The sequence below is a fragment of the Shouchella rhizosphaerae genome, assembly GCF_900142675.1.
In the GTDB taxonomy this organism is placed as follows: Bacteria; Bacillota; Bacilli; order Bacillales; family Bacillaceae_D; genus Shouchella; species Shouchella rhizosphaerae.
Window position 1 is genome coordinate 349,529 of sequence record NZ_FRBS01000004.1, and the last position, 25,529, is coordinate 375,057.

At 45.9% G+C, this 25,529-nt stretch carries 22 protein-coding genes and 1 pseudogene; 6 read left to right on the plus strand and 17 right to left on the minus strand.

What is annotated here, in order from left to right; translation table 11 throughout:
- Positions 1 to 12: 12 nt before the first annotated feature.
- Positions 13 to 639, plus strand: coding sequence for a GNAT family N-acetyltransferase (locus tag BUC05_RS13460; RefSeq protein WP_063608667.1), 627 nt, complete (start codon positions 13 to 15; stop codon positions 637 to 639).
- On the opposite strand, the gene uxaC is transcribed toward BUC05_RS13460, so the two are convergent.
- From uxaC to BUC05_RS13500, 8 genes are all read right to left on the minus strand, one after another.
- The gene (uxaC, locus tag BUC05_RS13465) at positions 596 to 2,014 is read right to left on the minus strand and encodes a glucuronate isomerase (RefSeq protein WP_073305007.1); all 1,419 of its coding nucleotides are present in this window, start codon (positions 2,012 to 2,014) and stop codon (positions 596 to 598) included. The two genes, BUC05_RS13460 and uxaC, sit on opposite strands and share 44 nt — an antisense overlap.
- Positions 2,015 to 2,845 (minus strand): 5-dehydro-4-deoxy-D-glucuronate isomerase, encoded by an 831-nt coding sequence (kduI, locus tag BUC05_RS13470; RefSeq protein ID WP_063608669.1) that lies wholly within the window; start codon positions 2,843 to 2,845, stop codon positions 2,015 to 2,017.
- A 50-nt stretch (positions 2,846 to 2,895) separates the two neighbouring features.
- Positions 2,896 to 3,648, minus strand: coding sequence for a 2-dehydro-3-deoxy-D-gluconate 5-dehydrogenase KduD (gene kduD / locus BUC05_RS13475; protein ID WP_073305048.1), 753 nt, complete (start codon positions 3,646 to 3,648; stop codon positions 2,896 to 2,898).
- 99 nt (positions 3,649 to 3,747) lie between these two features.
- A complete protein-coding gene (locus BUC05_RS13480) occupies positions 3,748 to 4,503 on the minus strand; it encodes a DeoR/GlpR family DNA-binding transcription regulator (RefSeq protein WP_011245847.1) in 756 nt (251 codons plus the stop codon).
- 119 nt (positions 4,504 to 4,622) lie between these two features.
- Positions 4,623 to 5,162 carry a chromate efflux transporter ChrA gene (locus tag BUC05_RS13485; protein ID WP_011245846.1) on the minus strand — a complete coding sequence of 180 codons (540 nt, stop codon included), beginning with the start codon at positions 5,160 to 5,162 and terminating at the stop codon, positions 4,623 to 4,625.
- Complete coding sequence (locus tag BUC05_RS13490) at positions 5,159 to 5,749, minus strand: chromate efflux transporter ChrB (protein ID WP_035204779.1); 591 nt, start codon at positions 5,747 to 5,749, stop codon at positions 5,159 to 5,161. Before BUC05_RS13490 ends, BUC05_RS13485 begins: the two co-directional genes overlap by 4 nt.
- 55 nt (positions 5,750 to 5,804) lie before the next feature.
- Positions 5,805 to 6,635, minus strand: a complete 831-nt coding sequence (locus BUC05_RS13495) for a 1,4-dihydroxy-6-naphtoate synthase (RefSeq protein WP_011245844.1) — start codon at positions 6,633 to 6,635, stop codon at positions 5,805 to 5,807.
- Positions 6,604 to 7,257, minus strand: coding sequence for a futalosine hydrolase (locus BUC05_RS13500; protein ID WP_167369574.1), 654 nt, complete (start codon positions 7,255 to 7,257; stop codon positions 6,604 to 6,606). The genes BUC05_RS13495 and BUC05_RS13500 overlap by 32 nt, the downstream gene beginning before the upstream one ends.
- Before the next feature lie 198 nt (positions 7,258 to 7,455).
- On the opposite strand from BUC05_RS13500, the gene BUC05_RS13505 reads away from it, so the two are divergent.
- The gene (locus BUC05_RS13505) at positions 7,456 to 8,910 is read left to right on the plus strand and encodes an esterase/lipase family protein (RefSeq protein WP_073305052.1); all 1,455 of its coding nucleotides are present in this window, start codon (positions 7,456 to 7,458) and stop codon (positions 8,908 to 8,910) included.
- A gap of 214 nt (positions 8,911 to 9,124) precedes the next feature.
- Here the strand turns inward: BUC05_RS13505 and BUC05_RS13510 are convergent, their stop codons facing one another.
- The 3 genes from BUC05_RS13510 to BUC05_RS13520 form a co-directional block, all read right to left on the minus strand.
- Entirely contained in the window at positions 9,125 to 10,453 is a 1,329-nt protein-coding gene (locus tag BUC05_RS13510) for a helix-turn-helix domain-containing protein (RefSeq protein ID WP_167369575.1), read from the minus strand.
- A 442-nt stretch (positions 10,454 to 10,895) separates the two neighbouring features.
- Complete coding sequence (locus tag BUC05_RS13515) at positions 10,896 to 11,486, minus strand: class D sortase (RefSeq protein ID WP_073305055.1); 591 nt, start codon at positions 11,484 to 11,486, stop codon at positions 10,896 to 10,898.
- A 13-nt stretch (positions 11,487 to 11,499) separates the two neighbouring features.
- Positions 11,500 to 13,170 carry a prenyltransferase/squalene oxidase repeat-containing protein gene (locus BUC05_RS13520; protein WP_073305057.1) on the minus strand — a complete coding sequence of 557 codons (1,671 nt, stop codon included), beginning with the start codon at positions 13,168 to 13,170 and terminating at the stop codon, positions 11,500 to 11,502.
- Positions 13,171 to 13,363: 193 nt separating this feature from the next.
- On the opposite strand from BUC05_RS13520, the gene BUC05_RS21640 reads away from it, so the two are divergent.
- Complete coding sequence (locus BUC05_RS21640) at positions 13,364 to 14,884, plus strand: hypothetical protein (RefSeq protein WP_208610217.1); 1,521 nt, start codon at positions 13,364 to 13,366, stop codon at positions 14,882 to 14,884.
- A gap of 24 nt (positions 14,885 to 14,908) precedes the next feature.
- On the opposite strand, the pseudogene BUC05_RS22085 reads toward BUC05_RS21640, so the two are convergent.
- Positions 14,909 to 15,871 (minus strand): annotated as a pseudogene (locus BUC05_RS22085) (adhesive domain-containing protein); the annotation flags it as partial.
- A 1,385-nt stretch (positions 15,872 to 17,256) separates the two neighbouring features.
- Entirely contained in the window at positions 17,257 to 18,105 is an 849-nt protein-coding gene (locus tag BUC05_RS13530) for a glycine betaine ABC transporter substrate-binding protein (RefSeq protein ID WP_073305061.1), read from the minus strand.
- Positions 18,106 to 18,292: 187 nt separating this feature from the next.
- Here BUC05_RS13530 and BUC05_RS13535 point away from each other — a divergent pair, with 187 nt between their 5' ends.
- From BUC05_RS13535 to BUC05_RS13545, 3 genes are all read left to right on the plus strand, one after another.
- Positions 18,293 to 18,859 carry a GbsR/MarR family transcriptional regulator gene (locus BUC05_RS13535; RefSeq protein WP_073305063.1) on the plus strand — a complete coding sequence of 189 codons (567 nt, stop codon included), beginning with the start codon at positions 18,293 to 18,295 and terminating at the stop codon, positions 18,857 to 18,859.
- A gap of 180 nt (positions 18,860 to 19,039) precedes the next feature.
- Entirely contained in the window at positions 19,040 to 20,515 is a 1,476-nt protein-coding gene (betB, locus tag BUC05_RS13540) for a betaine-aldehyde dehydrogenase (RefSeq protein WP_073305065.1), read from the plus strand.
- Between the two features lie 22 nt (positions 20,516 to 20,537).
- The gene (locus tag BUC05_RS13545) at positions 20,538 to 21,746 is read left to right on the plus strand and encodes a choline dehydrogenase (protein WP_011245834.1); all 1,209 of its coding nucleotides are present in this window, start codon (positions 20,538 to 20,540) and stop codon (positions 21,744 to 21,746) included.
- Positions 21,747 to 21,787: 41 nt separating this feature from the next.
- Here the strand turns inward: BUC05_RS13545 and BUC05_RS13550 are convergent, their stop codons facing one another.
- The 4 genes from BUC05_RS13550 to BUC05_RS13565 all read right to left on the minus strand — a co-directional run bounded on the left by BUC05_RS13550 (position 21,788) and on the right by BUC05_RS13565 (position 25,519).
- Positions 21,788 to 22,522: a FadR/GntR family transcriptional regulator gene (locus BUC05_RS13550; protein ID WP_035204869.1), complete on the minus strand. Its 735-nt coding sequence runs from the start codon at positions 22,520 to 22,522 to the stop codon at positions 21,788 to 21,790.
- A 162-nt stretch (positions 22,523 to 22,684) separates the two neighbouring features.
- Positions 22,685 to 23,374: a LutC/YkgG family protein gene (locus BUC05_RS13555; protein ID WP_011245832.1), complete on the minus strand. Its 690-nt coding sequence runs from the start codon at positions 23,372 to 23,374 to the stop codon at positions 22,685 to 22,687.
- A complete protein-coding gene (locus BUC05_RS13560; protein WP_011245831.1) occupies positions 23,367 to 24,794 on the minus strand; it encodes a LutB/LldF family L-lactate oxidation iron-sulfur protein in 1,428 nt (475 codons plus the stop codon). The genes BUC05_RS13555 and BUC05_RS13560 overlap by 8 nt, the downstream gene beginning before the upstream one ends.
- Positions 24,795 to 24,799: 5 nt before the next feature.
- Positions 24,800 to 25,519, minus strand: a complete 720-nt coding sequence (locus BUC05_RS13565) for a (Fe-S)-binding protein (RefSeq protein WP_011245830.1) — start codon at positions 25,517 to 25,519, stop codon at positions 24,800 to 24,802.
- Positions 25,520 to 25,529 lie beyond the last annotated feature (10 nt).

Below are 25,529 nucleotides of genomic sequence, written 5' to 3' on the forward strand. Positions count from 1 at the left end.
AGAGGCGTTTTGATGTATCGGCCCCATTCGCAAGCGTCAACTGAGCTTTTGACTAAACGGTTATTCCTGAGGCTGCCACTGCCTGGCGACGGGTTTGCTTTGTATCAAGCGCTCCAGGCTTCCAGAAAAGAATTGGTGCCATGGATTCCATGGGTGGAGAGAATGTCATCGCCAGAGCAAGCTGAACAAGGTGTACAGCAAGCATATGTTGATTTTTTGCAAAAAAAAGCGTTTCATTTCCACTTATTTGAGCAGCGTTCCGGCACTTTTGTCGGCTCTTGCGGGCTCCATCACATTAACTGGGACGTCCCGCGTATGGAAATGGGCTATTGGATCGATAGCCGATTTGCTGGAAAAGGCTATATGACTGAAGCGGCTAAAGCGCTTATGTCCTATGCTTTCTACACACACTATACTCACCGCCTGGAAATTCGCTGTGATCGAAACAACAACAAAAGCCGAGCGATTCCTGAGAAGCTCGGCTTTATGCTTGAAGCGACATTGCTAGAAAACGAACGGAGCCCACATACAGGAGAACTGATGGATACGTGCATTTATACAGCTTTTCATCCGTCTGTCTCCCGGCCACCTGAGTCTATTTCGGAAAAGCAAAATAGCGCTTTGCATTATAGTAACTAATATCTTCTACCACTTTGCCGAGCCATTTTTCGTCAGCTGGCCATTCGCCCCGCTCAACCCATTCACCAATGCGATTGCACAGAATGCGGCGAAAATATTCGTGACGCGTGTAGGAAAGGAAGCTGCGGGAATCTGTAAGCATACCGACAAACAAGCTTAACAAACCGTTGTTTGCCAAGTCCGTCATTTGTTTTTCCATGCCATCTTTCGTATCGTTAAACCACCAGCCTGAACCGAACTGGATTTTGCCAGGTATGCCGCCTCCTTGGAAGTTGCCAATCGTAGTCGCGATCACCTCGTTATAAATCGGGTTTAATGTATACAAAATCGTCTTTGGCAGTTCATTCGTCCGCTCTAGCTCGTTTAAAAAACGGTTTAATGATTCAGCAAAGCGGTCATCAGCCATAGAATCAAAACCTGAGTCTGGTCCAACTTGCTCAACCATCCGCGAATTGTTGTTTCGCAATGCCCCTAGATGAAATTGCATAGTCCAGCCGAGTTTGTTGTACAACCGTGCTAAAAACAACAATACGTATGTTTGGTATTTTTCTTCCTCTTGCGGCGTAAGCGTTTCTTGGTTTAGCGCTTTTTGAAACGCCGCTTCTGCTTCTTTTTCGGTCGTGTCTACAAACGGGAGTGTGCGAAGCCCATGGTCAGAAAGAACACAGCCTTCCTCGGCAAAGAATGTCGCCCGTTTTTCAAGCGCCTCCAATAAAGAGCGGAGCGATGAAATGTCCACTTCTGCCGCAGCCCCTAACGTTTCTAAATACGGGACAAAGCTAGGCGCTGAAGCAACCAATGCTTTGTCTGGGCGAAAGGCAGGGTACACCGCTGCTTGGCACGCTCCCTCTTTTCTAATTTGCTGATGGGCTTCTAAATGGTCGCTCGGATCGTCTGTTGTGCAAATCACTTTGACATTAGATTCCTTGATGATGCCTTGGACTGACCGCTCTGGTGCTGCCAGTTGTTCTTTCGTGGCGCTCCATATGGCTTCAGCTGTCTCACTGCTTAACAGTTCGTCAATGCCAAAATAGCGTTTCAATTCCAAGTGCGTCCAATGGTAGAGAGGGTTGCCCATTGTATAAGGGACTGTTTCCGCCCATTTAAGAAACTTCTCTTTGTCATCCCCATCGCCTGTAATAAACGTTTCCTCGACGCCGACAGCACGCATTGCCCGCCATTTGTAATGATCCCCATGGAGCCAAATTTCGCTAATGTTGTTAAATTGGCGGTTTTCGGCAATTTCTTGTGGGGGGACATGGCAATGGTAGTCTATAATCGGCAGCGTTTTTGCATACGTATGGTAAAGTGTTTCTGCTGTCTTATTTTGCAACATAAAATTTTCGTGAATGAATGCTTTTCCTGTTGAGGTCATTTATTTCAGCTCCTCCATCGCTACTGTGTCCATATCCGTAAACGTGTAATTTTCTCCAGCCATCGCCCAGATAAATGTGTAATTGCTTGTGCCAACGCCTGAATGAATCGACCATGGCGGCGAAATGACAGCCTGTTCATTTTTGATCACTAGATGGCGCGTTTCCTGTGGCTGACCCATAAAGTGGAACACACGCGTATCTTCTTCCATATCAAAATACAAATAGGCTTCCATCCGCCTGTCATGAAGATGAGCAGGCATTGTATTCCACATATTGTTTGGCTCAAGCAGCGTCATCCCTACCATTAACTGGCAGCTTTCAATTCCGTCTTTATGGACATACTTGTAAATCGTGCGGTTATTGGATTCAGCATCTGAACCTAATTTCGTCGGTTGCGCTTCTCCAATCGGTGCCAATTTTGTCGGATATGTTTGATGGGCAGTGGCTGACACTAAATAAAACCGGGCTGGTTGTTGTGGATCGTTGCTTGCAAATTCGACATGTTCATTGCCTCTACCGACATAGAGGCAGTCACGCTTTGCCATTTTATATGTGTCTTTTCCGACCGTTACTGTCCCTTCACCACCGATATTGATAACAGCCAACTCCCGCCTTTCAAGAAAATAATCGGTTTTTAAAGCATCGCCTGCGTCTAGGGCAATCGCTTCATGGCTTGGAACAGCGCCGCCGATTATTAATCGGTCATAGTGGGAGTAGCTTAAATGGAGCGCCCCCTCTTCAAACAGCGATTCGACTAAGAAAGCTTCTCTCATTTCCTCTGTTGTATACGTTTTAAAATCTCTTGGCCCTACTTCATAACGAATATCCATTTCCATTTCCCCTTTTCACGTTTTCGTTTGTTAGAGTCACAATGGTTCGTTTATGCACTTAACCAACCGCCATCGACTGCTAGAATATGGCCATTCACATAGTTTGACGCCTCCGATGCGAGAAAAACAACAGGGCCTTTCAAATCATCAGGGAGCCCCCATTCGCCTTTCGGAATTCGCGAGCTAATGTAAGCATAACGGCTTTCATCTGTACGAATCCCTTCTGTATTGTCTGTTACCATATACCCTGGGGCAATCGCATTGACGCGCACCCCTTTTTTGGCCCACTCATTGGCAAGTGCTTTCGTCAAACCGGCAACGGCATGTTTGCTTGCTGTATAGGCGGCAACGCGCAATCCGCCTTGGAACGACAGCATCGAGGCCACGTTAATAATCGATCCTGATCCCTTTTCAAGCATATGTGCGCCAATTTCCCGAGACAGCGTAAATACAGCATCCAAGTTGACGTGCAGCACTTCCCGCCAAGATGCATCATCCAACACGTTTGCATCAGCCCGCTTAATGATACCGGCATTATTGACCAATATGTCAACGCTTTCAACATGATCCAAAACTTTAGCGGCCAATTCCTTTGCCCCATCAGGCTGAGATAAATCGGCGTTTATCCCATAAAATCGCCCGCCAATTTCCTCTACTTTTTGTTTTGTTTCCATCATATCGCTAATTCCTGCACCAATGATGTTAGCACCCGCTTCGGCAAGTCCGAGCGCCATCCCTTGGCCAAGCCCTCGGCTAGCGCCAGTGACGACGGCTGTTTTTCCTGCAAGCGAAAACATTTCCATCCCCACTCCCCCCTTATTTGTTTGTTTTGGTTCATTTACGTTTGATCATACCATAGCTTTAAACAGCTTACAACTAGGCATTGTTTTTTACTGCACTTGTTAATAAACATTGATGCCGTATTCATTCTCCAAGACGCTTCGCGTTTCACTGTCTAACAAGTCATCGCTGACAAGTTCGTCAATTTCTGTGATGTCTGCAAATCGCATTAAACCAACTTGGCCAAACTTGCTTGAATCAGACAGCAAGATTGTTTTTCGTCCGCAATTGATGGCCGCTCTTTTCCATTCATAGTGAAAGCTGTTTAGTATCGATAAGCCGTGATCAATAGAGACGCCAGTCGCCCCTAAAAATACTTTTTGCACATACAACGACTTGAGCATTGCCGTCGTTTGCTGGCTATACAGTGCCGAAGAAGTGCCAAGGCGTGTTCCTCCGAGCAAAATAAGCTGGATTGCTTCTTTTTCGTAAAGGGCGTTCGCGATCCGGATGTCATTAGTAATGACTGTCATCGGCTTGTCGCCAAGGCGCTCAGCAAGGGCAAGCGTCGTACTGCCGCCATCTAGCAAAATCACGTCATTCTCACAAATCAACGCTTTTGCTTTTTCCGCAATAGCGTGCTTTTCCTTTTCATTTCTTTGCTCCCGTTCCTGAATCGGAAACAAGCTTGTATCGGTTTCCATTAATACGGCACCACCATGAACACGCTTGAGCAGCTTTTTTTCTTCGAGGCGCTCTAAATCTAGGCGGATTGTTTTTTCGGTAACACCAAGCCATTCGCTCGCTTGGGAAACGCGTATCGATTTGTGTTTCGCTAAATAGGCAAGCAGTTTTTCGTGCCGTTCCAATGTGAACATGATTCTTCACCTCTCTGTTCCATTATCACACATAACCGAACATAAATAAACATAAAAACAGGCAGCTTTTTATAAAACTGCCTGTGTGTATACCGCATACCGACTCTCTCATTTACTGCCTACCCTAGAAATGGAATGACAAGACCTCCGTAAACAAATGAGGCGACAATCACTAATGCCGGATGGACTTTTGCCTTTGTCAATAGCAGAAAAGCAACCGCTGCAATTGCCAATGACTGAAGCCAACCAATTTGGGCAGCAGCATCGCCAATGATATCGAACGTCAACACTACCATCAATATGCAAATAACAGGTTGAACAGCAAGGGAAATGCCTTTGACCACATTTGACTGGCGGTACTTTCGCAAAACACGCATCAACAAAATCATGGCCAGCGCTGATGGAACAATGGTCGCTGCATGAGCAACGATAAACCCTGGCCAGCCCCCGGCAGCAAACCCGACATACGCAGCAATTTTTGTTGCAATCGGCCCTGGCAGAGCATTGGCCAAGGCAAGGACATTGGAAAACTCATCGCTCGTCAACCACTGATAGCGGTTGACAATTTCCTCAAACATAAGCGGAATGGAAGCCGGGCCTCCACCATAGCCTAGCAAGTTAGCAAGAAAAAATGCGATAAATAAATATAATAAAATCATGACGACTCTCCTTTTTGCCTGCTCCGCCATTTATCCATCAGTTTATAATGAAACACACCGTAAATAATGAAGGCAATAATCACAAAGCCAGGATGTACGTCAAACCCTTGCAAAGCGGCAAAGGCAATAACAAAAGTGAGCATGCCAAAAACCCAGCCAAAACCTTTAACCGCCTTCTTGCCAAAATCATACGCCATTTGCGCAAGCAATACGGCGATAACAGGTGTAACTGCGCCTATCATGCCAGCAACCACTTCCGAACCACTGATAGCATCAACAAGCGAAAAAAGCAACACCATCGCTACACTCGTAGGAAAAATGTGCCACAACGTTGCCCAACAAGCACCCGTCCAGCCCTTCAATCGATAACCTAAATAGGCTGCCATTTTCGTTGCCACTGGTCCTGGCAACGTATTAGCAATCGCCAGCGTCTCGCCAAATTCTTCATTGTCCATCCATTTATACGTATCAACAGCTTCCACTCGAAACAGTGGCATGACAGACGGGCCGCCGCCAAACCCAAACAGCCCTGTCCGCAGCATCGCTAGTGCTAGCTGCCTATATTGCGTTGTGGTTTCCTTCTCCACTGCCGTTATCCCTCTTTTCGCTATTCATTCGTAGTTTACAAAGCTCCGCTTAGCGCTATAACCGAATTTTAGCAATGTCAAAGTCAGGGACAAGCCCTTGTTTCATTGCTCGGCCTAACAAGTTCTCAATCGCTTGATAGCCATCTTCTCCAAGTGACTTCGTAAACTCATTTACGTAAAGTTCAATATGAGCATTGGCGACTTCTGCTGAAAGCTCTTGGGCATGGGAAAGCACATAATCGCTTGTCTCTTCAGGGTGTGCCCATGCATACTCAACTGATTGTCGGGCCCACTTGGCCAATTGCTCTTTATCGAGAGAACGCTTGGCAATAATCGCGCCTAACGGAATCGGATATCCTGTATCTTGTTCCCACCATTCGCCTAGATCTTGCAACAGGGACAAGCCATACGTTTCGTATGTAAAGCGTGCTTCGTGGATGACAAGCCCTGCATCGACTTCTCCTTTTGCGACTGCAGGCATAATACGGTCAAATGGCATCACTTTTATAAAGATGTTATTTTTAGGAAGTTTTTGTTCAGTCCAGAGACGGAACAATAAGTATGCAGTCGAGCGGTCACTTGGCACAGCAACCGTTTTCCCTTCAAGAGTCGCTGCTTCTTGCGGCTCTTTCGTTAACACAAGGGGTCCGCACCCACGACCAAGAGCGCCTCCGCTCGGCACTAGACAATAATGGTCCAGTACATACGGCAACGCAGCATAAGAAATTTTCATAACTTCAGGCCCCGTCTGATCAATCGCCCAGTAGTTGGTGCGGTCAATATCGGCATAGGTTACATTTAACTTAGGGGCACCAGCAATCTTTCCGTGAACCCATGCATAAAAGACAAATGTGTCATTTGGACATGGTGAAAAGGCAATCTCCAAGTTGTTCAACCTCCTTCAATTTTTCTGCTGCTTTCGTCAACGACGAAAAAGCACTCGCAAATTCCCAGCTTGCTTTATCGCGAATGCCTACTTGGTTTGAAATGGACCTAACCTCGGCAAAAGGCAAGCCAAACTCCGCTGCTGCACTAGCTACTCCAAACCCTTCCATCGCTTCCGCCACTACATCTTTTCCATAGGATTGGCGGACGTTTAACGTCGTTTCTGTCCCAGTCACAGTCATCACGGACAAAATTGTACCCGTTGCCACAGATACAGCTTCTTGAAGTTTCCCAATATAAGAATCGTTTGCAACTGCAGGCAACGTTTGTGTACCAAAACCGAGCGCATCAATCGTCAAAAACCCTTCAGGTGACTCTGCTCCTATTTCCGGGGCAATAATCGACGTTGCGACAGCAACCGTGCCATTTGCCGCTTTTCCAGGGAAGCCACCCGCAATCCCCATGTTTATCGTTCCCTGATAATGTTTTTGGGCGAGCTGCCTTGCTGTACGTGCAGCTGCCTGGGCCATCCCTACGCCGCCAACGAGTACTTCATAGGCTGAAGAATTTCCCAACCCTTGTAAGACAGCCTGTTTTTCAGGTTCTACGGAAACGACAATCAAAATAGGCTTCCTGTCTACCACGCGCCAACAATCCTTTCCAACGATTCTAACGGTCTAGTATACCATAAATGAAGTTGCCAACAAAGTCCATTTGTTTGCTTTCGAGCCAGTCAATATAATAATCGCTTCTATTACCTATACATGCAACAAGAAATCGTTCATAGAATGTATTATCTGACAAATAAGGAGTGAATTTGGATGAAAGAATCATTTTTGAAAGCGCTTACTTTATTTTTGTTGTCCTTCCTGCTTTTATGGCCGCAAGCTTCAGCACACGCTGGGTTTCTTGGCGCAGGAAAACCAGCGCCCGGCGCTCCGCCAGGAACCTGGGTTGTTGGTGATACACCAGCAACGACTGCTGGATCGCCGATCTTGTTTGTCCATGGTCTTAATAGTTCCGCGCTCACTTGGTTCGAGCCAAATGACATGTTCGTACACACATATGAGCAAGGATTTCCGAGTGCTTACATCAATTTGCACCCAGATAAATCAAACTGGCAAAATGGCGAGTTACTAGCAGAAAAAATTCGCGATATTTACCACCATTTCGGTGAAAAGGTCACAATTGTTGCCCATAGCAAAGGCGGCGTCGATACGCAAACTGCGCTCCTACATTATGGGGCTGAACCTTATGTAAAAGAAGTCATTACGCTCGGTTCGCCTCACCACGGAAGCGAACTCGCCAACTTAGCATATAGCAACTGGGCTGGCTGGCTCGCGGAAATCATCGGCCAACGCTCAGAAGGCACAGACTCTTTGCAAACAGGGAACATGGCCTATTTTCGAGCGCAAACAGACGGTTTAATCTCTGCACAATCTGTCCCCTTTTCGACGATTTCAGGAACATCCTGGGGCTCATTTGGATCTGCTCTCTATTTCGGCGGAGTGTATTTGCAATTTTTCGGCACGAATGATGGGGCTGTGACAGTGAATAGCTCTAGACTAAGCTACGCCCGAGAACTTGCTTCCAACCGGTGGGATCATATGCAAGTGGCGCAAGGCCATCTTATTTTCCCTTTACTGCAAGCGCAAATGGGTGCACAAGCGAAGGAAGAAGAGCATGCGAAGTCCATGAGCGCAACTATAATCCGCGGCGGCCAATTTAACGAAAATGGCAGCCAGGCTTTTGTCATCGAGCCAAACGTAAAAAAAGCACAAATCTCGGTACTTGCTAATGAAAATCTTGACTCCGCTGAACTTCACTCTCCAGATGGGCAAGTCTATTCTGTTGCCGCCGTCGCTGCCGAGCAAGAGCATAGTGTTTTTTACGGAGCTTATGCTCATCATTTTGAAATGGACCACCCGAGTGCCGGGGAATGGGAACTAAAAATGGAACACCCGCAAACAACAGCCTATTTAGCGGTTATCGCACTTGAAGGCGGCGTTTCGCCAGCCATCGCTTTTGACAGCGTTCGCCTCCAGTCTGACATTGACCCGAATGCCATCGATGTCAGCAAAACACGCTACACCGTCCATGTCAATGATGACAACATCGCAGCCAATACTGCTTCGCTTCACGCGCTGCCGCCCCAAAAAGATGCTTCGCAAACGATTACCATTGATATTGAAGGAATGACAAGAAACGGCGATCGCTTTGAACGGACGATCATTACCAACCGCTATGTCGACAAGCACGGCATTATTTATGAATGATCGACAGATGGCGCCGGCAAGTTTTAGGAGCGGACTAAAATTAGGAAGAATACGATCAATTGTCTGTAAATCCGCAACAACAAAAAGGAACCATACCAAAGCAGCTGGTCCACTAAAACATTGAATTGACAAATACCCAATAATCGTTGCTGGTTCCTTTTTCGATATCGAAAAAGGAACCTTATTTACGAAACGTAACTGGCAGCGGCTTCTCTCAATGAATGACATTGCTTACTGTCGGTTGCGCCTCGTTCTTTTTTAATATTACTCTAATACAATTTTCCAACCTTAAATAATCTTGTTTCGCCGGATTGTTCACATTCAATATACAGACGACCGCTCCGTTTGCCTTTTCTTTTTTTAGCGTTACATAATCGCGGTCTGAAACAATCAAATCTGGCGTTTCCCCTGGCTCACAAAAACGCAAGTGGGGATAAACTTCTTGCACCATTTTTAAACCTATGTTTTTTCCTGCTTCGCCAAAAATGGAATACAGCTTTATTATAATGGGTTTTACTGCACCATCAAAACCCAGTACATTTCTTAATAAAAATCGATACCTATCTAACAATTCTCGTTTTCTATTTTTATCTAACCAAACCACTTGTGTGGTCAAATGATCCAGAAACGAGTCAACCAATTGGTCAGGCTCTGTTTCAGAATGGTCGTTGCTGAAAAAAAAGGAATTACCCTTAAAATAACTGTCTGCCAAATGAATGTTAATTAAGTTAGCATATAGTGTTGTATATTCTTCGCCACTAATCGCGACTCCAAAAAAATCAATAAAACGATCCAACCATTGTATGGTATATTTGACAAAATCAGCAGAAGCGTTGGAAAAAGCATTTTGGATAAAAGAAATGGAACGTTGGTCGCCTTTTTCTAAATAAGAAAAAGAAATAAAGGCTAAGAATAAAAAAGCAATTTCATCCTCTAAATCACGATCATTTATTTTTGTAAGTTCCTTATAAAGGGTATAGATGTCTTTCCGGAATTGTTCAAACAAAGGATGTGTTTTCACAAACACGTCAAAAAAACGATCCCTGGCAATGGTAAACCCTTTGCGGATTCTACTTACGTTTACACCTACCCAATACAACAACGATTCCTGGCAACGCCCAAACGCCTTGTCTAATAATGATTCTGCTTGTTTAAGACTAATCACGTCAAATGGCCATTCTTCTGCCCAGTTGGAATCCCAGTAAAAAAGATAGTAAAAATAACGAATTTGTTTTTCGTCTCCATGAATAATGGGCTCCCTTTTTAATTGAATGTCCAAATCAAACGTATTTAAAAGCGGCACTAATCTTTTAAGAGAACGATAAAGGGATCCATAACTGACATATGCTTCATTTGAAAACTTAACGCTATTGACAAACTGACCCTTGAATACAGTATCTAAAAACTGGTAAGGCAACGAGTTTTGGTTATACAGCCGTTCGATTGTTTTAACGGAAAACGCAAACGAGCGTTCCAACCAATAGCCTTTTGTTTTTTCTGAGCGAACGATTTTGGCTTGGTCTGTTAAGGTTTCTAGTTCCATAGCCAACTCATGTACATTTTTCTTCGCTGTTCGTTTTTCAATACCGCATATTTCTGCTATCTGTGTAAGTGAGACACTTTGACTTTGGGCCTCCAAAAACCTTAGGATTCGTACTTTAGAAACTGCACTCCCATTCAAAAAGTAATCCAAGCCATTCACCTCTTCTCTTGCTTCCATAAATTAAATTGTTCTATTCGTTCTCTGTATTTATTTATATCTATGCTACTGTTGGGGAGACGCTCATTGCCTATTCTATATGTCATTTACAATGTATTCTCCTTACGAAAAACGCCACATAGACCTTTGAAATTCAGGTTTGAGAGGTGCATTGGCAAGAAGCATGCCCTATGGTGACATGCTTATACAGTATGTTCGCTTCTGCTAAAAGCAAAAAGCCAATACTTTTGCCTCGTTCACTTTAAGGGTAAAAACGATGCTCTGTTTAAGTTGTAGGATACGCATAAATAACAAATCGCTCAGGAGCGCTCCCTACATAATGAAAAGGATAACAAGTTGTTATGACTAACACTTCCTCCCCCATTTTCCGAATGACAGAAGTATCATCTGCGGAAACAATTTCAGTTTCTTTTAGCTCATACGTAAATTTGCCATAGGGCATCGTTACAATAAAAGAGTCGCCTATTTCTAGCTCGCCAAAATTACGAAATACAGTGTCTCTATGGCCAGATAACAAAATCTGTTCATTTTGCCCAGGAAAAGCAGATTCGGATAAATGACCGACCCCATTTTTTAAAGCCTCTTCATTGGTCCCTTCAACAACAGCGATTGTCCGATCTAGCTTTGGAATCTCTAATGTTGCAAAGGCTTCGTGAGCGTCTGGACGAAAGGTTTCGACAGCGCCATCGTCTTCGTCTCCTCCGGCACGTATCCATTCACGTTCGGCTTTTTCTATATACGCTTTCGCTTCTACCAGTGATTTGTCTTGAGCGCGTTCATGAGCCATTAGTTGATAAACAAATGCCCCCAAAACAATTAGACCTGTTATGATTAGCAAATTTCCAATTCGTTTCATATCGCGGTCCTCTCTATTTAAACAATCGTGATTCAGCCCTCATGTGCACATAATAGCGACAGTAGCCAGATAAGTAATGTTCTACATCATCAATACGGCTTCGAAATGAATGGTGGCGAATAAAAAAGCTACCAAGAATTCTAGAAGGGTTTTTATAATACATAGCCAATTCTGGATAAAAATATCCATTTCGTTGATATTCTGCGCGTTTGTGAATGGTGTCTTGAAGTTTTTTTTCATCGAATTCTGCTAAAAGGGTTCGATGCTCTGTTTCTTTCATACGCTGAATCATATTGTAAGCTGCCAATGTCAATTCTAAAAAAGTCGGGTATGTGGTGATGCGATGATAGATAAAATCTAGTTTAGCTTGAACATTTTGTAGGCCAAAATGAAAGTACTTTCGCAATGGCTTATATCGTGTCAATTCCTCTGTACAATAACTAAGCCAGTGATCATGGTCTTTCCAATATTCGTTAGCAATAAAGTAATCAAACGCTCTTTCAACCGTCTTCATCCATTTTTCATTTTTGTCTAATTGATAAAGCCTTAGCAAAGCAAAAGCAGCTTCTCCATCATAATAAACAATTCTAAACGCATCTTTTAATTCGAAAGATGGATAATGGAGCACATGGTGAAAGCCGCCATTTTCTTGTTGAAGCTGACATATCCCATTTGCCAACTGTTGGGCAACCGGAAGGTAACGATCATTTTGGAAAACGTCCGTATACTTTGTAAAAGCAAGAATGGCGGCTGCATTCGCTCCTAATTTAACTTCCAACTGATCTTGTTCAACACCGTCGACAACATAGGCAGTCCCTTGCTTCTTATCAACATGTAGCCCCTTTAGCAAATAATCAAGGCCTCTTTCAATTGCCGGAATGGCTTCTTTATCCTGAGTGATTTCTAGCGCTTCGATCATTGCATAAAGTGTACTGGCATGTCTCAACAAATTATAAAAATGAATTTCTTTATCAAAACAAGAAAAATACCCATATGTAAATTGGCCTGCCGCTTTATTCATTTTAGCCAAATAATTAAGTCCACTAGCAATCATTTCTTTTACTTCCCCAGCGTCTAAAGCGGTATCCCGTCTTCCGTTGTCTCTTGGCCCTTCTTTAAGGGTATAAAGCTGCTGGTTTTCCAAAAAGTAACCTTTTGTTGTAAATGTGGTTACCGCCGAAACTTTGTTGAAATCTAATCGTTTTAAATGAGGGCGATGGTTCCGTATATAAGATTGAATGTTTTTTTCGTTTAAATACCCTCGCTTTGTATCTTTGTCAATTTGAATCATTGCGTTTCCATTGATCTCTTGCTCTAAAAAAGCATGGCTAAAGTTTTCATCAAAACTGATGCCTTGCCTAAAGTAGTTCTTTTTTGTTTTGGTCATAATATTAATAAATGACAAAAGCGAGTGTTGTTCAGTACTAGTAACCCAGTCAACTTTTAGACAGGAATATTCCTGCTTCATGAGGGAAACCCCTCTGTTGTAAAGGCGTTTCCAAGCGCGCTGAAAACTATTCTCCTTGACGGTTAAGACCGTTGCTCGTTTATCTAAATAGCCAATAGAAAGAAACAAGATAACCGGCTTTTCTTTTCGTAGTTCCTTGTACCCCCCTGACTCGGTCATAAATGCATGCAGTTGATCCATATCACGGTTAAATATTTGGGTAAGTTTCTGGTTCATGGCTCAACCTCCTGGATTAGTTAAAGGGAAGCAAATGCTAATAGCGCATTTGCTTCCTTATTTAACACTTCTATTTCTTTCTTCTAAATAGACGAGCACTTATTCCAGCTAATAGTGCTGCCATTCCCGTAACTCCTACAGTCCAAATGGAAGTTGCTGTATCTGGGAGCTTCTTCCCATCTTTCGAAGAGTCTTGCTTACCAGTATAGTCTCGATCGACTCGATTTTTATCAGTAACCCTGTCCTTATCGGTATCCGCATCGGCATCGGCATCCGCGTCCGCGTCGGCATCGGCATCTGCGTCCGCGTCAGCATCCGCATCGGCGTCTGCGTCGGCATCCGCATCCGCGTCGGCGTCCGCATCAGCGTCCGCGTCGGCATCCGCGTCGGCGTCCGCATCCGCATCGGCGTCCGCATCAGCGTCCGCATCCGCATCCGCATCCGCATCGGCGTCAGCATCCGCATCGGCGTCCGCATCCGCATCGGCATCCGCGTCAGCATCAGCGTCCGCGTCGGCGTCGGCATCGGCATCGGCATCCGCGTCCGCATCCGCATCCGCATCGGCGTCCGCGTCGGCATCGGCATCGGCGTCCGCATCAGCGTCCGCATCGGCATCCGCGTCAGCGTCGGCATCGGCGTCCGCATCCGCATCAGCGTCAGCGTCGGCATCGGCATCGGCGTCCGCATCCGCGTCGGCATCAGCGTCCGCGTCGGCATCGGCATCGGCGTCAGCATCAGCGTCGGCATCAGCGTCCGCGTCAGCATCCGCATCGGCGTCCGCGTCTGCGTCGGCATCCGCATCCGCATCCGCATCGGCGTCAGCGTCGGCATCAGCGTCAGCATCCGCGTCGGCGTCCGCATCCGCATCGGCATCGGCGTCAGCGTCAGCGTCCGCATCGGCGTCCGCATCCGCATCCGCATCGGCGTCAGCGTCCGCATCCGCATCGGCATCAGCATCGGCGTCCGCATCAGCGTCCGCATCCGCATCAGCGTCGGCATCCGCATCAGCGTCAGCGTCGGCATCGGCATCGGCGTCAGCATCCGCATCGGCGTCCGCATCAGCGTCCGCATCCGCATCAGCGTCCGCATCCGCATCAGCGTCAGCGTCCGCATCGGCGTCAGCGTCCGCATCCGCATCGGCGTCAGCGTCGGCATCCGCATCAGCGTCAGCGTCGGCATCGGCATCAGCGTCCGCATCAGCGTCGGCATCGGCGTCAGCGTCCGCATCCGCATCGGCGTCAGCGTCTGCGTCGGCATCCGCATCCGCATCCGCGTCGGCGTCCGCATCAGCGTCCGCATCGGCATCAGCGTCCGCGTCGGCATCGGCGTCAGCGTCGGCATCCGCATCAGCGTCAGCGTCGGCATCGGCATCGGCGTCAGCATCCGCGTCGGCGTCCGCATCCGCGTCGGCATCGGCATCAGCGTCGGCATCGGCATCAGCGTCCGCATCGGCGTCAGCGTCCGCATCCGCATCGGCGTCAGCGTCGGCATCGGCATCAGCGTCCGCATCGGCGTCAGCGTCGGCATCCGCATCGGCGTCAGCATCGGCGTCCGCATCCGCGTCGGCGTCAGCATCCGCGTCCGCATCAGCGTCAGCGTCGGCATCCGCATCGGCATCAGCGTCCGCGTCGGCATCGGCATCGGCGTCAGCATCGGCATCGGCATCACTGTCGTCATCAAATATTACTGTATCATAATCACCAATGCTGCTTAGCAGTTGAAGGTCAATTGTACTATCGTGTACACCTGCGCCATAAATTGGGACTTCTCCAGATGCGTCGGTGCCATCCACTTTTGTGTTTAGTGTAACTTCTGTCCTTCCAAGCAATTGCACGCCAGCCAAGTCATTGGATAGATCAACGGCCCCACTGGAAATATTATCAATTAGACCTAAAAGCGGTTGTACAAGTGCTTGAAGAGGCTCTAGAGGAACAGAAATACCGCCGCCCAAAATGTCAATGCTGACATTGCCAATCGCATCTACTACGTCATTCAGTAATTGAACCACCACATCTTGAACCGCTGATTCAAGGTGGTTTCCTAAGCCATCTGAAAAATTAACAAGAATTGAACCGTCTGGCTGGACGACTGCTTCTACTTCATCATTATAAGCAAGCAGATCAGCCAGCGCCCCATCTATATTATTAAGCGCACTTAGAGCATCTTGTAATTCTGTTAATCCACTTACACGAATTAAAGGCGCCGTAATTGGATTATTTACAATCCGGTCAACTGCAGCAACCAAGTCATTAACTGTAGTGTTCAATTGCTGCGTGATATCCCCTATTAAATTGCCTACAGTTGGCAAAGCATCCATTGTAACTGGAAGGATTTCTACCCTGACTTGCGCTGGCCCTTCTACGGTCCACTTATCAGCAAGGTCAGGAGAATAAAAGATAACCGTACGCTCTGGACCGAAGAGCTCAGCATCAGCAAGGCCTCGCCCAGTTAAAGAAAGCCCAAGATCATAAAGCCCATTTTCATCAGCATCACCAAGTTGAGCATTGACTGCAACATCCGTCAATAATTGAAACTCTGTTAGACTAGCTGCCGAAGCGTAGGCACTTGGGTTCGTCAATACATTTCCAGATACGCCTTCAGCATTAAGATTGCTAAAAGGCACTATTGTTAGAGTTGTAATCGCCGTAGAAGCGACCACTTTTGAAAGAGTGTTCATTTTTCTTTTTTGCCTATTTTTCATCTTTTTCTTGTAATCGTACTTTTTCGAAGACAATAGTCCACACTTCCTCTGTTAAGTATTTTCTCTCGGTAACTTTATTGGTAAAAAGCAAAAAAGCATACATAATAAAGCCATTTTTCCGAATATTAACCGCGCACTAAAAAGCTATTATAAATAGCCACTGCTGCCCTAAAAGGTGTATGCAACCGATAACCGACAGCGGTTTCGTATACCGAGGAATGACAAGGATTGCTTGCGAATGCTTCATAACGTACTTTTTAAAATCTGCTTAAACGAATAGGACAAGAAAAACGATCACTCCCCTTTTCATGTTTGGTTTCTCCTAAGCACACATCAAAGAGGAACTAAGGCCTATTTATACGAAACAAATAGGTCTATTTATTTATTTTAGTGTACTTGATACGCATGATAGCATACGAATAGTCTAGTCACGTATCATCTTTTCCCTACTTACATACCATTCACTCAACCCAACACAATACTTAAGTCCTGCACCAAAAGATGCCTGAGATTGGGTGTACGGATCTTCTGGGGAACTATTCCCATTGAAAAATAGACTTGATATAAAGTAATTATTATCGCAGAGAAACCGTTAATGTTAGGCGGGTTATACACCATTACAACCCTTTAAATAGAATGATGTATGTTGGTTTAATAATTCATTTCTCCTATTATGTTTTAAATCTATTAAATTTTATTTTCTGTGATAGAAATATCTCAACAAACCTTTAAAAGATTTCCCCTTATTTAGACATGTTATGATAGGTATTCTTTAAGATCTCTATTAAAATTGTTCAGCAGTATTTAACTATATGTAAAAATAAAACCGTTGGTGCTGCGCTATAATGAGGATTAAAAACCGAACAAGAAAGTACGTGGAAGGTTTGGTAGTTTTGAGAGAAGAATTTTAAAATGAGATACTAGAGAACAATTCCATCATTAACCCTAGTAAAAAAATGCATTCTTTGCCTCCTAGATTTTTTATAGGAGATTCTTTTTTGCACGTTTAAAATCTTTTAGGTAACTGTAAATATAAATGGGGCTACTATTTAGAAGTGATGCCGGTGGGTAGACAGCCATACGGGATTGCCTTAGGCTTTAAGAATATACTTGAACTCCTTCCGTTTTTGATATTGAATGAAAGGGAGATTGGTGGCCATTTGGGCGAAAAAACCTAGTAACAACAGATAACTTGGAACCACGCTATTATTATCGATCTCCGTCCTAGCATACTTGCAGTAAGGAGATGCGCCACTTTTGGATAAAATAGTGCCTCACCCGCAAGCGAGATGACGCCTTTCATACAAAAAAGCCGCAATGAACCAGTTATTATGATCCCTTACGGCGTGTCAATACAAGCGTTTGAATAGCTGTTCCTCTTAATTCTATACGCCTTTCAACCACTCATCGACTTTATCTTGGTTGGCATTCACCCATTTTTCCGCTGCTTCTTCTGGCTCCATTCCGTCTTTTGCCATATACAACATGACTTCATTCATATCGTCTGCTGTCCAGTAAAATTGGTCGAGAATCCGATACGCTTCTGGCTTTTCTTCGTCCAAGCCTGCGCGGACAATTGTGCGGATTTCTCCGTTTGCTTCATAGATGCCTTTGCTGTCCTCAAGAAATTTTAAATCATACGAATTAAACTTCCAGTGAGGTTGCCAAGCGGTAATGACAATTGGTTCTTGCGCTGCATAGCGGTTGCCAAGCTCTGCCGTCATAATCGCATCTGAACTTGCTGACAACGTAACGTCATCAATTCCATATTCACGAAGCGCCTCTTCCGTTGTCATCATTACGCCTGCGCCAGCGTCAATGCCTGTGATGGTACTGACGACGTCAGCCGACAATTCTTCGATGCTGTCAATCTCCATATACGCTGGGACAGCTAAGCCAGTTTGTGCCCCTTCCAAATTAGCTCCTAAATCGATAATGTCATCTTTATGCTGTTCATAGTGGACTTTCATATCTTCTGGCAGCCATCCGGCAACATGGGCATCGGCGCTTCCGTCTGCCACTGACGACCACATGATTCCTTGCTCAACACTTGTTAACGTCACATCATAACCGGCTTGTTCCAAAGCAATCTTCACTACATGGTTTGAAGCGATTTCAGAATCCCATACAACGTAAACGAGTTCAATTTCTTTGGCTTCTTCCCCTTGGGCGCCACAGGCCGACATCATAGGCAAAGCCAATAGCAAAAACGCAAGCAAGCGAATGGTTTTCATTACCGATCATCCTCTCAATTATGTATAATATATTTAAAACGAATTAAATATTTTAGACACTATACTAACATAGCCTCTCGTTCTGTCAACATCCAACAGAACCGCCAGTCTTTCGCTACCTTGCTTTATTACAGGTAAACAGCTATACTATCGCTAAATTTCGTTAAATTGCAATTGAGGTGTTGAAATGGAAAAGGATGAACATGTTTTTGAAAAATTAGAGCAAGCGCACGCTATCATTAAAGACGGCATAGCCGATACGATGGACATTTATGGGGTAAACCGTTCAGTCGGGCAACTTTATGCGACTTTGTATTTAAACGACGGGCCAATGACGCTCGATGACCTTCGCGATGAATTAGGAATGAGTAAAGGCAGTATGAGTATTGGTGTACGCAAACTTCTAGAAGAAAAAATTATCCACCGCGTGTACCGAAAAGGCGAGCGTAAAGACTTGTATGAGGCTGAAAAAGACTTCTTTCAATTTTTTATTTCCTTTTTTACGCGAAGATGGGAACGGGAACGTAGCGTGAACCTTCAGGCAGTTAAACAAGCCATTCCTCTGTATGAAGCATTAGTGGATGATGCTGAGACGCCAGATGAGGTACGGGCGGAAGCCGCACACACATTAAAAAAAATAACGGCTTCTCTTGAATATTATGAGTTTCTTGGTTTGCTAGTAGAACAGTTCCAAACTGGAAATCTTGCCAAAGATCTAGTAGAACGCTATAAAAACGAAAACGGCACCTCCTAACAAAGAACTTAGCTGCTACAACCATATCAAGTTTTCGTTAAAGAACCTCCTAAAATAGTATCCTTACAATGGGCATCACTATTTTAGGAGGCTTTTTTTTGACACAAACAAACAGAAATGCTATGTTTATTTTGTATAAAACGTTTAATATATATTAAACAAAATAAAGGAGAGAGGTTGATGATTCGCGGAAAGATGTTTATTAACGGGGAATGGACGGAGGCAAAGAATGGCCGCGTTCGAGAAATTATTAATCCTTTTAACCAGGAAGTGATCGCAACAGTGCCAGAAGGTTCGGCTGAAGACAGCCAAGCTGCGATTGCAGCCGCCCGAGCTGCCTTTGATGAAGGCGTTTGGTCCTCTGCATCCGCAAGTGAACGAGGTGAACGGGTGCGTCTAATTGGCCAAAAAATAGCCAATCAAAACGAGGAATTTGCCCGTTTGGAGTCGCTTGATACAGGTAAAACGCTTGAAGAAAGCCGAACAGATATGGAAGACATCGCCAATGTGTTTTTTTATTTTGCTGGTCTGGCGGACAAAAATGAGGGCGAGGTCATTCGGAGCCCGCTTCCGAACTCAACAAGCATCGTTGTCCGTGAACCTGTAGGCGTGTGCGGGCTAATTACGCCTTGGAATTATCCGTTGTTGCAAGCAGCATGGAAATTGGCGCCTGCACTCGTTGCCGGAAATACCCTTATTTTAAAGCCAAGCGAACTTACACCTCTTACGACGATGAAGCTATTTGAGCTGTTTGAAGAAGTCGGGCTTCCAACAGGAGTGGCCAATCTTGTGCTTGGCACAGGCAAGGAAGTTGGCGCACCGCTTGCCGAAAGTACAGATGTCGACTTGATCTCATTTACTGGAGGCATTGAAACAGGCAAGACCATCATGCAAGCGGCAAGCAGTAACGTTAAAAAAATGGCTTTAGAACTTGGCGGCAAAAACCCTAATATCGTCTTTGCTGATGCCGATTTTGAGACAGCCATTGACCAAGCCTTAAACGCTGTCTTTTTCCATGCTGGCCAGGTTTGTTCAGCTGGCTCGCGCTTGCTTGTGGAAGAAGCGATTCATGATGATTTCGTAGAAGAGTTAGTAAAGCGGACGAAACGTATCAAGCTTGGCAATGGTTTTGATGAAAAAACAGAGTCTGGGCCGCTTATCTCGGCCGCCCACCGCGCCAAAGTTGAAAGCTACATTCAAATCGGATTAGATGAAGGCGCTACACTTGCTTGTGGCGGGAAACGCCCAGATGCGGCAGAACTGCAAAACGGCTTTTTTCTAGAACCGACTATTTTTACGAACTGCCGCAGCAGCATGCGCATCGTCCAAGAAGAAGTGTTTGGTCCTGTACTTACAGTCGAAACATTCAGAACAACAGAAGAAGCGATCGCAAAGGCAAATGACACCATCTATGGGCTTGCTGGCGCTATTTTTTCCAATGATATTGGCAAAGCAGAACGCATTGCAAGCAAACTTCGTTTAGGAACGGTATGGATCAATGACTTTCACCCATACTTTGTCCAAGCACCTTGGGGAGGTTACAAACAATCTGGCTTCGGGCGGGAATTAGGCAAAATCGGCTTAGAAGAGTACACGGAAACAAAGCATATTTTCCGCAATAAGCAACCGCAACCAATCGGCTGGTTCCGCGGGTAAAATGAATTGAGGAGCGATAAACATGAGCATGCATATGAAAATTGAATCGATGTTAAACTACCATACTTTTGAAGTGCCGACCGCTATTAAGCATGGCATTGGCGCTATCTCCCACCTTGGCGAAGAAGTCCGCGCCCTTGGTTCCAAAAAAATATTGCTTGTGACGGACCCTGGCATTTACAACGCAGGCATTACAAGACCAGTCGAACAAAGCCTCGAGAAAGCGGGCATTGACGTCGTCCTTTTCAACGAAGTTGAGCCCAATCCACCAACACGATTAATCGCCAAAGGTTCCAGCGTTTATGCGGAACATCGCTGCGACGGCTTAGTGGCTGTCGGCGGCGGCTCTTCTATGGATACAGCTAAAGCAATTGGCGTGGAAGTGACACACGAAGGCACAGTCCTTGATTACGAAGCAGCAGAGGGCAAGAAGCCGCTTAAACGGCGAATTCCACCATTGGCAACTGTTCCAACCACTGCCGGAACAGGTTCGGAAGTGACGCAATGGGCAGTCATTACGGATGAACAACGGAAATACAAATTCAATACAGGCGGCCCTCTTATTGCTGCACACGTAACCATTATTGATCCACAATTGCATACTTCAATGCCTCCTCATGTCACAGCGATGACAGGCATTGATGCCATAGCCCATGCCATTGAGTGCTACACGATGAAATATGCACAACCGGTTACAGATGCTGTCGCCTTGTTGGCAATTGAATATGCAGCCACCTACATACGCCGCGCTTTTGCAGACGGGGATGACCTAGAAGCACGCTATGGGATGGCGCAAGCTGCAATGTTGGCGGGGCTTTCCTATGGAAGCGAATCGGCTGGGGCCGCCCACGCAATGAGCCAGTCCCTTGGCGGCATCGTCCCTGTAGCTCATGGACAATGTGTGGCAGCGATGATGGGACCGGTCATGGAATTCAACTGGAAAGGAGCGCCTGAACGTTTTGCCCGCATTGCCCAAGCATTCGGCCTAAACACAACGGCTATGACAACCAATGAGGCGGCCAAGGCAGCAGTCCGCTATATGTATGAGTTAGTTGAAGAGCTGGAAATCCCATCGCTTGAAGACCAAGGTGTTGACAAAACACAAATTAGCCGTTGGGCCGAAGAAGCGTTGAAAGATCCACAAACCATCGGAAATCCTCGTGACTTGACGCTTGCTGATTATGAATGGATTTACAAACGCTGCTTTAACCTCGTACCAAGCACCCTTTAAACAAAACGAAGAGCAAGCCGCTTTTGCGCGGCTTGCTCAATTTACTGGCTGTCGTCCTCTTGTTTTTGCTTATCATATTCCATTAATGCTTGTTCGACATTGACTAAATGAACCATCATCGCCTGGTGGGCTTTGTCTTTGTCTTGCGCTTCCACCGCCTTATAAATTTGCTCATGCTCATCATGAAGCTGTTTAAGCGTTTGTGTTTCGGCGTAAAGGCTGATTTTTCGGCTTTCATACATGGTCATCACGAGCGTGTCAGACAACTTTTGCATCATTTCCATCAGCAAATCGTTTTCTGTCGCCTCGGCCAAAGCGAGATGAAATCGAACATCGGCCTCCTCGCCTAAATCCTTGCCAGCTTCTGCCTTGGCCATTTGCGAAAGCGCCTCTTCGATCTTGGCAAGATGGTCAGCGCTGCGGTTTTCAGCCGCCAAACTCGCGACGCCGACTTCGAGGATTTTTCGCACTTGGAATAAATCCTGTTTCTCTTTATTCGACAAAACGCCCTTGATTCCGACTGGTTTGACCATACTTGAAAAATCGAATTTATTAACAAATGTGCCTTCTCCTTGGCGGATCGTCACAAGCCCGACTGCACGCAATGCGCTCAATGCTTCCCTAACGGCTGATCGACTTACTTGAAATGTCGCCGACAGCTTTTCAACTGAATCGAGTTTTTCCCCTGGTTGAATATCGCCACTCCGAATCATGTCCTCGAGTTGGTCGCGGATTAGTTCGGACACTTTTTTAGACTTTACTTGTTTTAAGGACATAGCAAACACCTCATTTGCAACTTCTCGTTTTAAGTATAGCATATGCAAACGAGCAACATCCTTTTGCTGACTAGTAAAAAGCATCTGCAGTATCCTTCTTCTACCTGAAGCAACATTTAACAACTAAAAGGCCAGCGGTAACGCGCTGGCCTTGGGTGTTTTTTACTTGTCGTCGACTACTATATAGCACGCTTTTAGCGGGCCGTGCACGCCAACTACTAAACTCATTTCAATATCCGCACTGTTGCTTGGCCCTGAAATAAAATTGATGCATGATGGGAGGCGTCCTTCGCCTGTTAGTTGCCGAATGTGGCGCGCCGCTTGCGTCATCCGCGCTACTAGCGTGCTTTTCGGGATGATCGCGATATAATAGCGCGGCAACAAACTGACAGAACGCCCTTTGCCATTGCTGCTAAACAATGTCACTGTTCCCGACTCAGCAAGAGTGATATCGGAAAAGGTAATGCCTACGTCTGCTATTTCTGCCTGCTCAATCGAACGTTTGCTGTCACGATTGTCCCATAATGAAACAGAGGGGCGCGTCAAAAAGGAGCCGAGGCCAAACTCATGAAAACGACGGTCATCCCAAGCAATGACCGATTTCGCTCCATACATGTCGATTGTTTCATCAAGTGCCGTCTCTAACTGACCGCTCTCCACTTGTTTAAAGTCTGTATGAATCGCCACGCATTGTTCTTTCAGCACTGTGACCAACTCATCTTTTGAAGCGTCTTTTAATACTTCAAATTGAGGGGAAACTCGATAATTGGGCCGTAACACCCCTTCTGTTTGGCGGGGCCGGCCAAGTTGATTGGCCACATGATCGAGAAAAGAATCGCGGTTTTTAATCATGCGCCCCCTCCTTTTGCCGTGCTTTAAACCAATCACGGAACCGTTCTTTGGCCGGAGCTGGCAAATGGCGGACATCTGTCCAACCTTTTAGCGGCCCTGGCCCTTTTGGAATTGCGCCATCCTTTACAAACGGGAACAGCAAAAATGGCACTACTTTGGTTCCAGCCTTATACAACATAGGCGAACTTGCACCAATTCCAAACCCTTTCATCGCCAACGCCTCCGTTCGCGCAGTCCGCTTTTGTTCGGCGATAACGCGACGATGCTTAATCAACAGTTCGTGAAGGGGAATTTTGACAGGGCACGCATCCGTGCAAGCCGCACATAAGCTTGACGCGTAAGGCAACTCTTTGTGGTCTTCATACCCTTCCAACAACGGTGTTAATACTGCCCCAATCGGCCCTGGATAAATCGAGCCGTAGGAATGACCGCCGACGTGGCGGTACACAGGGCAGACATTGATGCAAGCTGCGCAGCGGATGCAATGAAGCGCTGCTTGGAATTCAGTGCCGAGAATATTGGAGCGCCCATTATCGACAATGACGAGGTGAAACTCTTCAGGACCATCGGCATCGCCATCTTCACGAGGACCTGTGAGGCCTGTCACATAACTCGTTAATTTTTGGCCGACTGCACTTCGGCAAAGCATGCTAACTAAAATGTCAAGTTCTTCCCATGTCGGCACAATCCGTTCCATCCCCATAACGGCAATATGTGTTTTAGGCAGTGCGGTCGCGAGGCGGGCATTTCCCTCATTCGTGACCAACGAAATGCTTCCTGATTCTGCTACGGCAAAATTGCAGCCTGTAATGCCCACATCTGCTGACAAAAACTCTTTGCGGAGCTGTTCACGAGCAAACAACGTCAGCTCTTGGGGATTCTCTGACTTTGTATAACCTTTGCGGGCTTTAAACGTATCACGGATCTGTTCTTTATTTTTGTGCAATGCTGGCGCGACGATATGGGAAGGGGGATCATGGTCGTCTATTTGTAAAATGTACTCCCCCAGGTCGGTTTCAATGACTTCGCAGCCAATGTCTTCGAGCGCTTTGTTCATGCTAATTTCTTCGGTTACCATCGATTTGGATTTGACGACTTTTTGCGCTTCTTTGCTGCTTACAATTTCCTTGATATACTGATTCGCTTCTTCAGCCGTTTGCGCAAAATAAACATGTCCTCCCGCCTTCTCAACGTTTTCGCTAAGCTGGTGCAAATAAAAATCAATATGATTGAGCGTGTGTGAGCGGATTTCTTCTGCGAGTGTGCGCCACTCCTCCCAATTGCCAAGCTCCTTTTCCGCTGAACCTTTTGATGTTTTCAGCCGTTCCTGGGCCGAGCTGACCGCTTGGCGCATAAAACCGTCTTGGAGCCCTTTTTCAACCCGTTTTGAAAAAGGGGCATCGCTTATTTTAATGGCCACATTCCTCACTCCTTGCTATTTAAGACTTGGGCAATATGCTTTACTTCAATCGTTTTGCCGTTTCGTTCGATCCGCCCGCCAATGTTCATCAAACAACCGCAATCGGCGCCAATAAGCAGGTCAGCACCTGTCGCTTCGATATGGCCGACTTTTTCTTCCACCATTTGTTCCGAAATTGCAGGCATTTTGACTGAAAATGTACCGCCAAAGCCACAGCACGACTCCTTGTTTGCCAGTGGAGCCAGCTCAAGGCCCTTTACTTGTTCCAACAAAGAAAAGGGTGCCTCTGTTTCCCTTAATAACCGCGACATATGGCAAGAGGTATGGTATGTCGCTTTTTTATGGCAAACTGCGCCAATGTCTTCGACTTTTAGGACGCGGACAAGGAATTGGGTCAGTTCATACGTTTTGCTTGCAAGCTCTTCTGCTCGTTTTTCCCACTCAGGATCGTCTGCAAATAGTTCCTTGTATTCGAGGAGCATAGCAGCGCAGGACCCTGACGGCAGCACAACATAATCGGCATCGGCAAACGTTTCAATGGTATGTTTGGCTGCTTTTTTCGTATCTTCATGATAACCGCTGTTAAATGCCGGTTGCCCGCAGCAAATCTGGTTTTCTGGAAATTTGACGTTACACCCATGGCGTTCAAGCACTTCTACAGTGTCTTTCCCAACACCTGGATAAAAAATGTCCGCTAGACATGTGACGAATAGCGAAACGTTCACATTACCATCC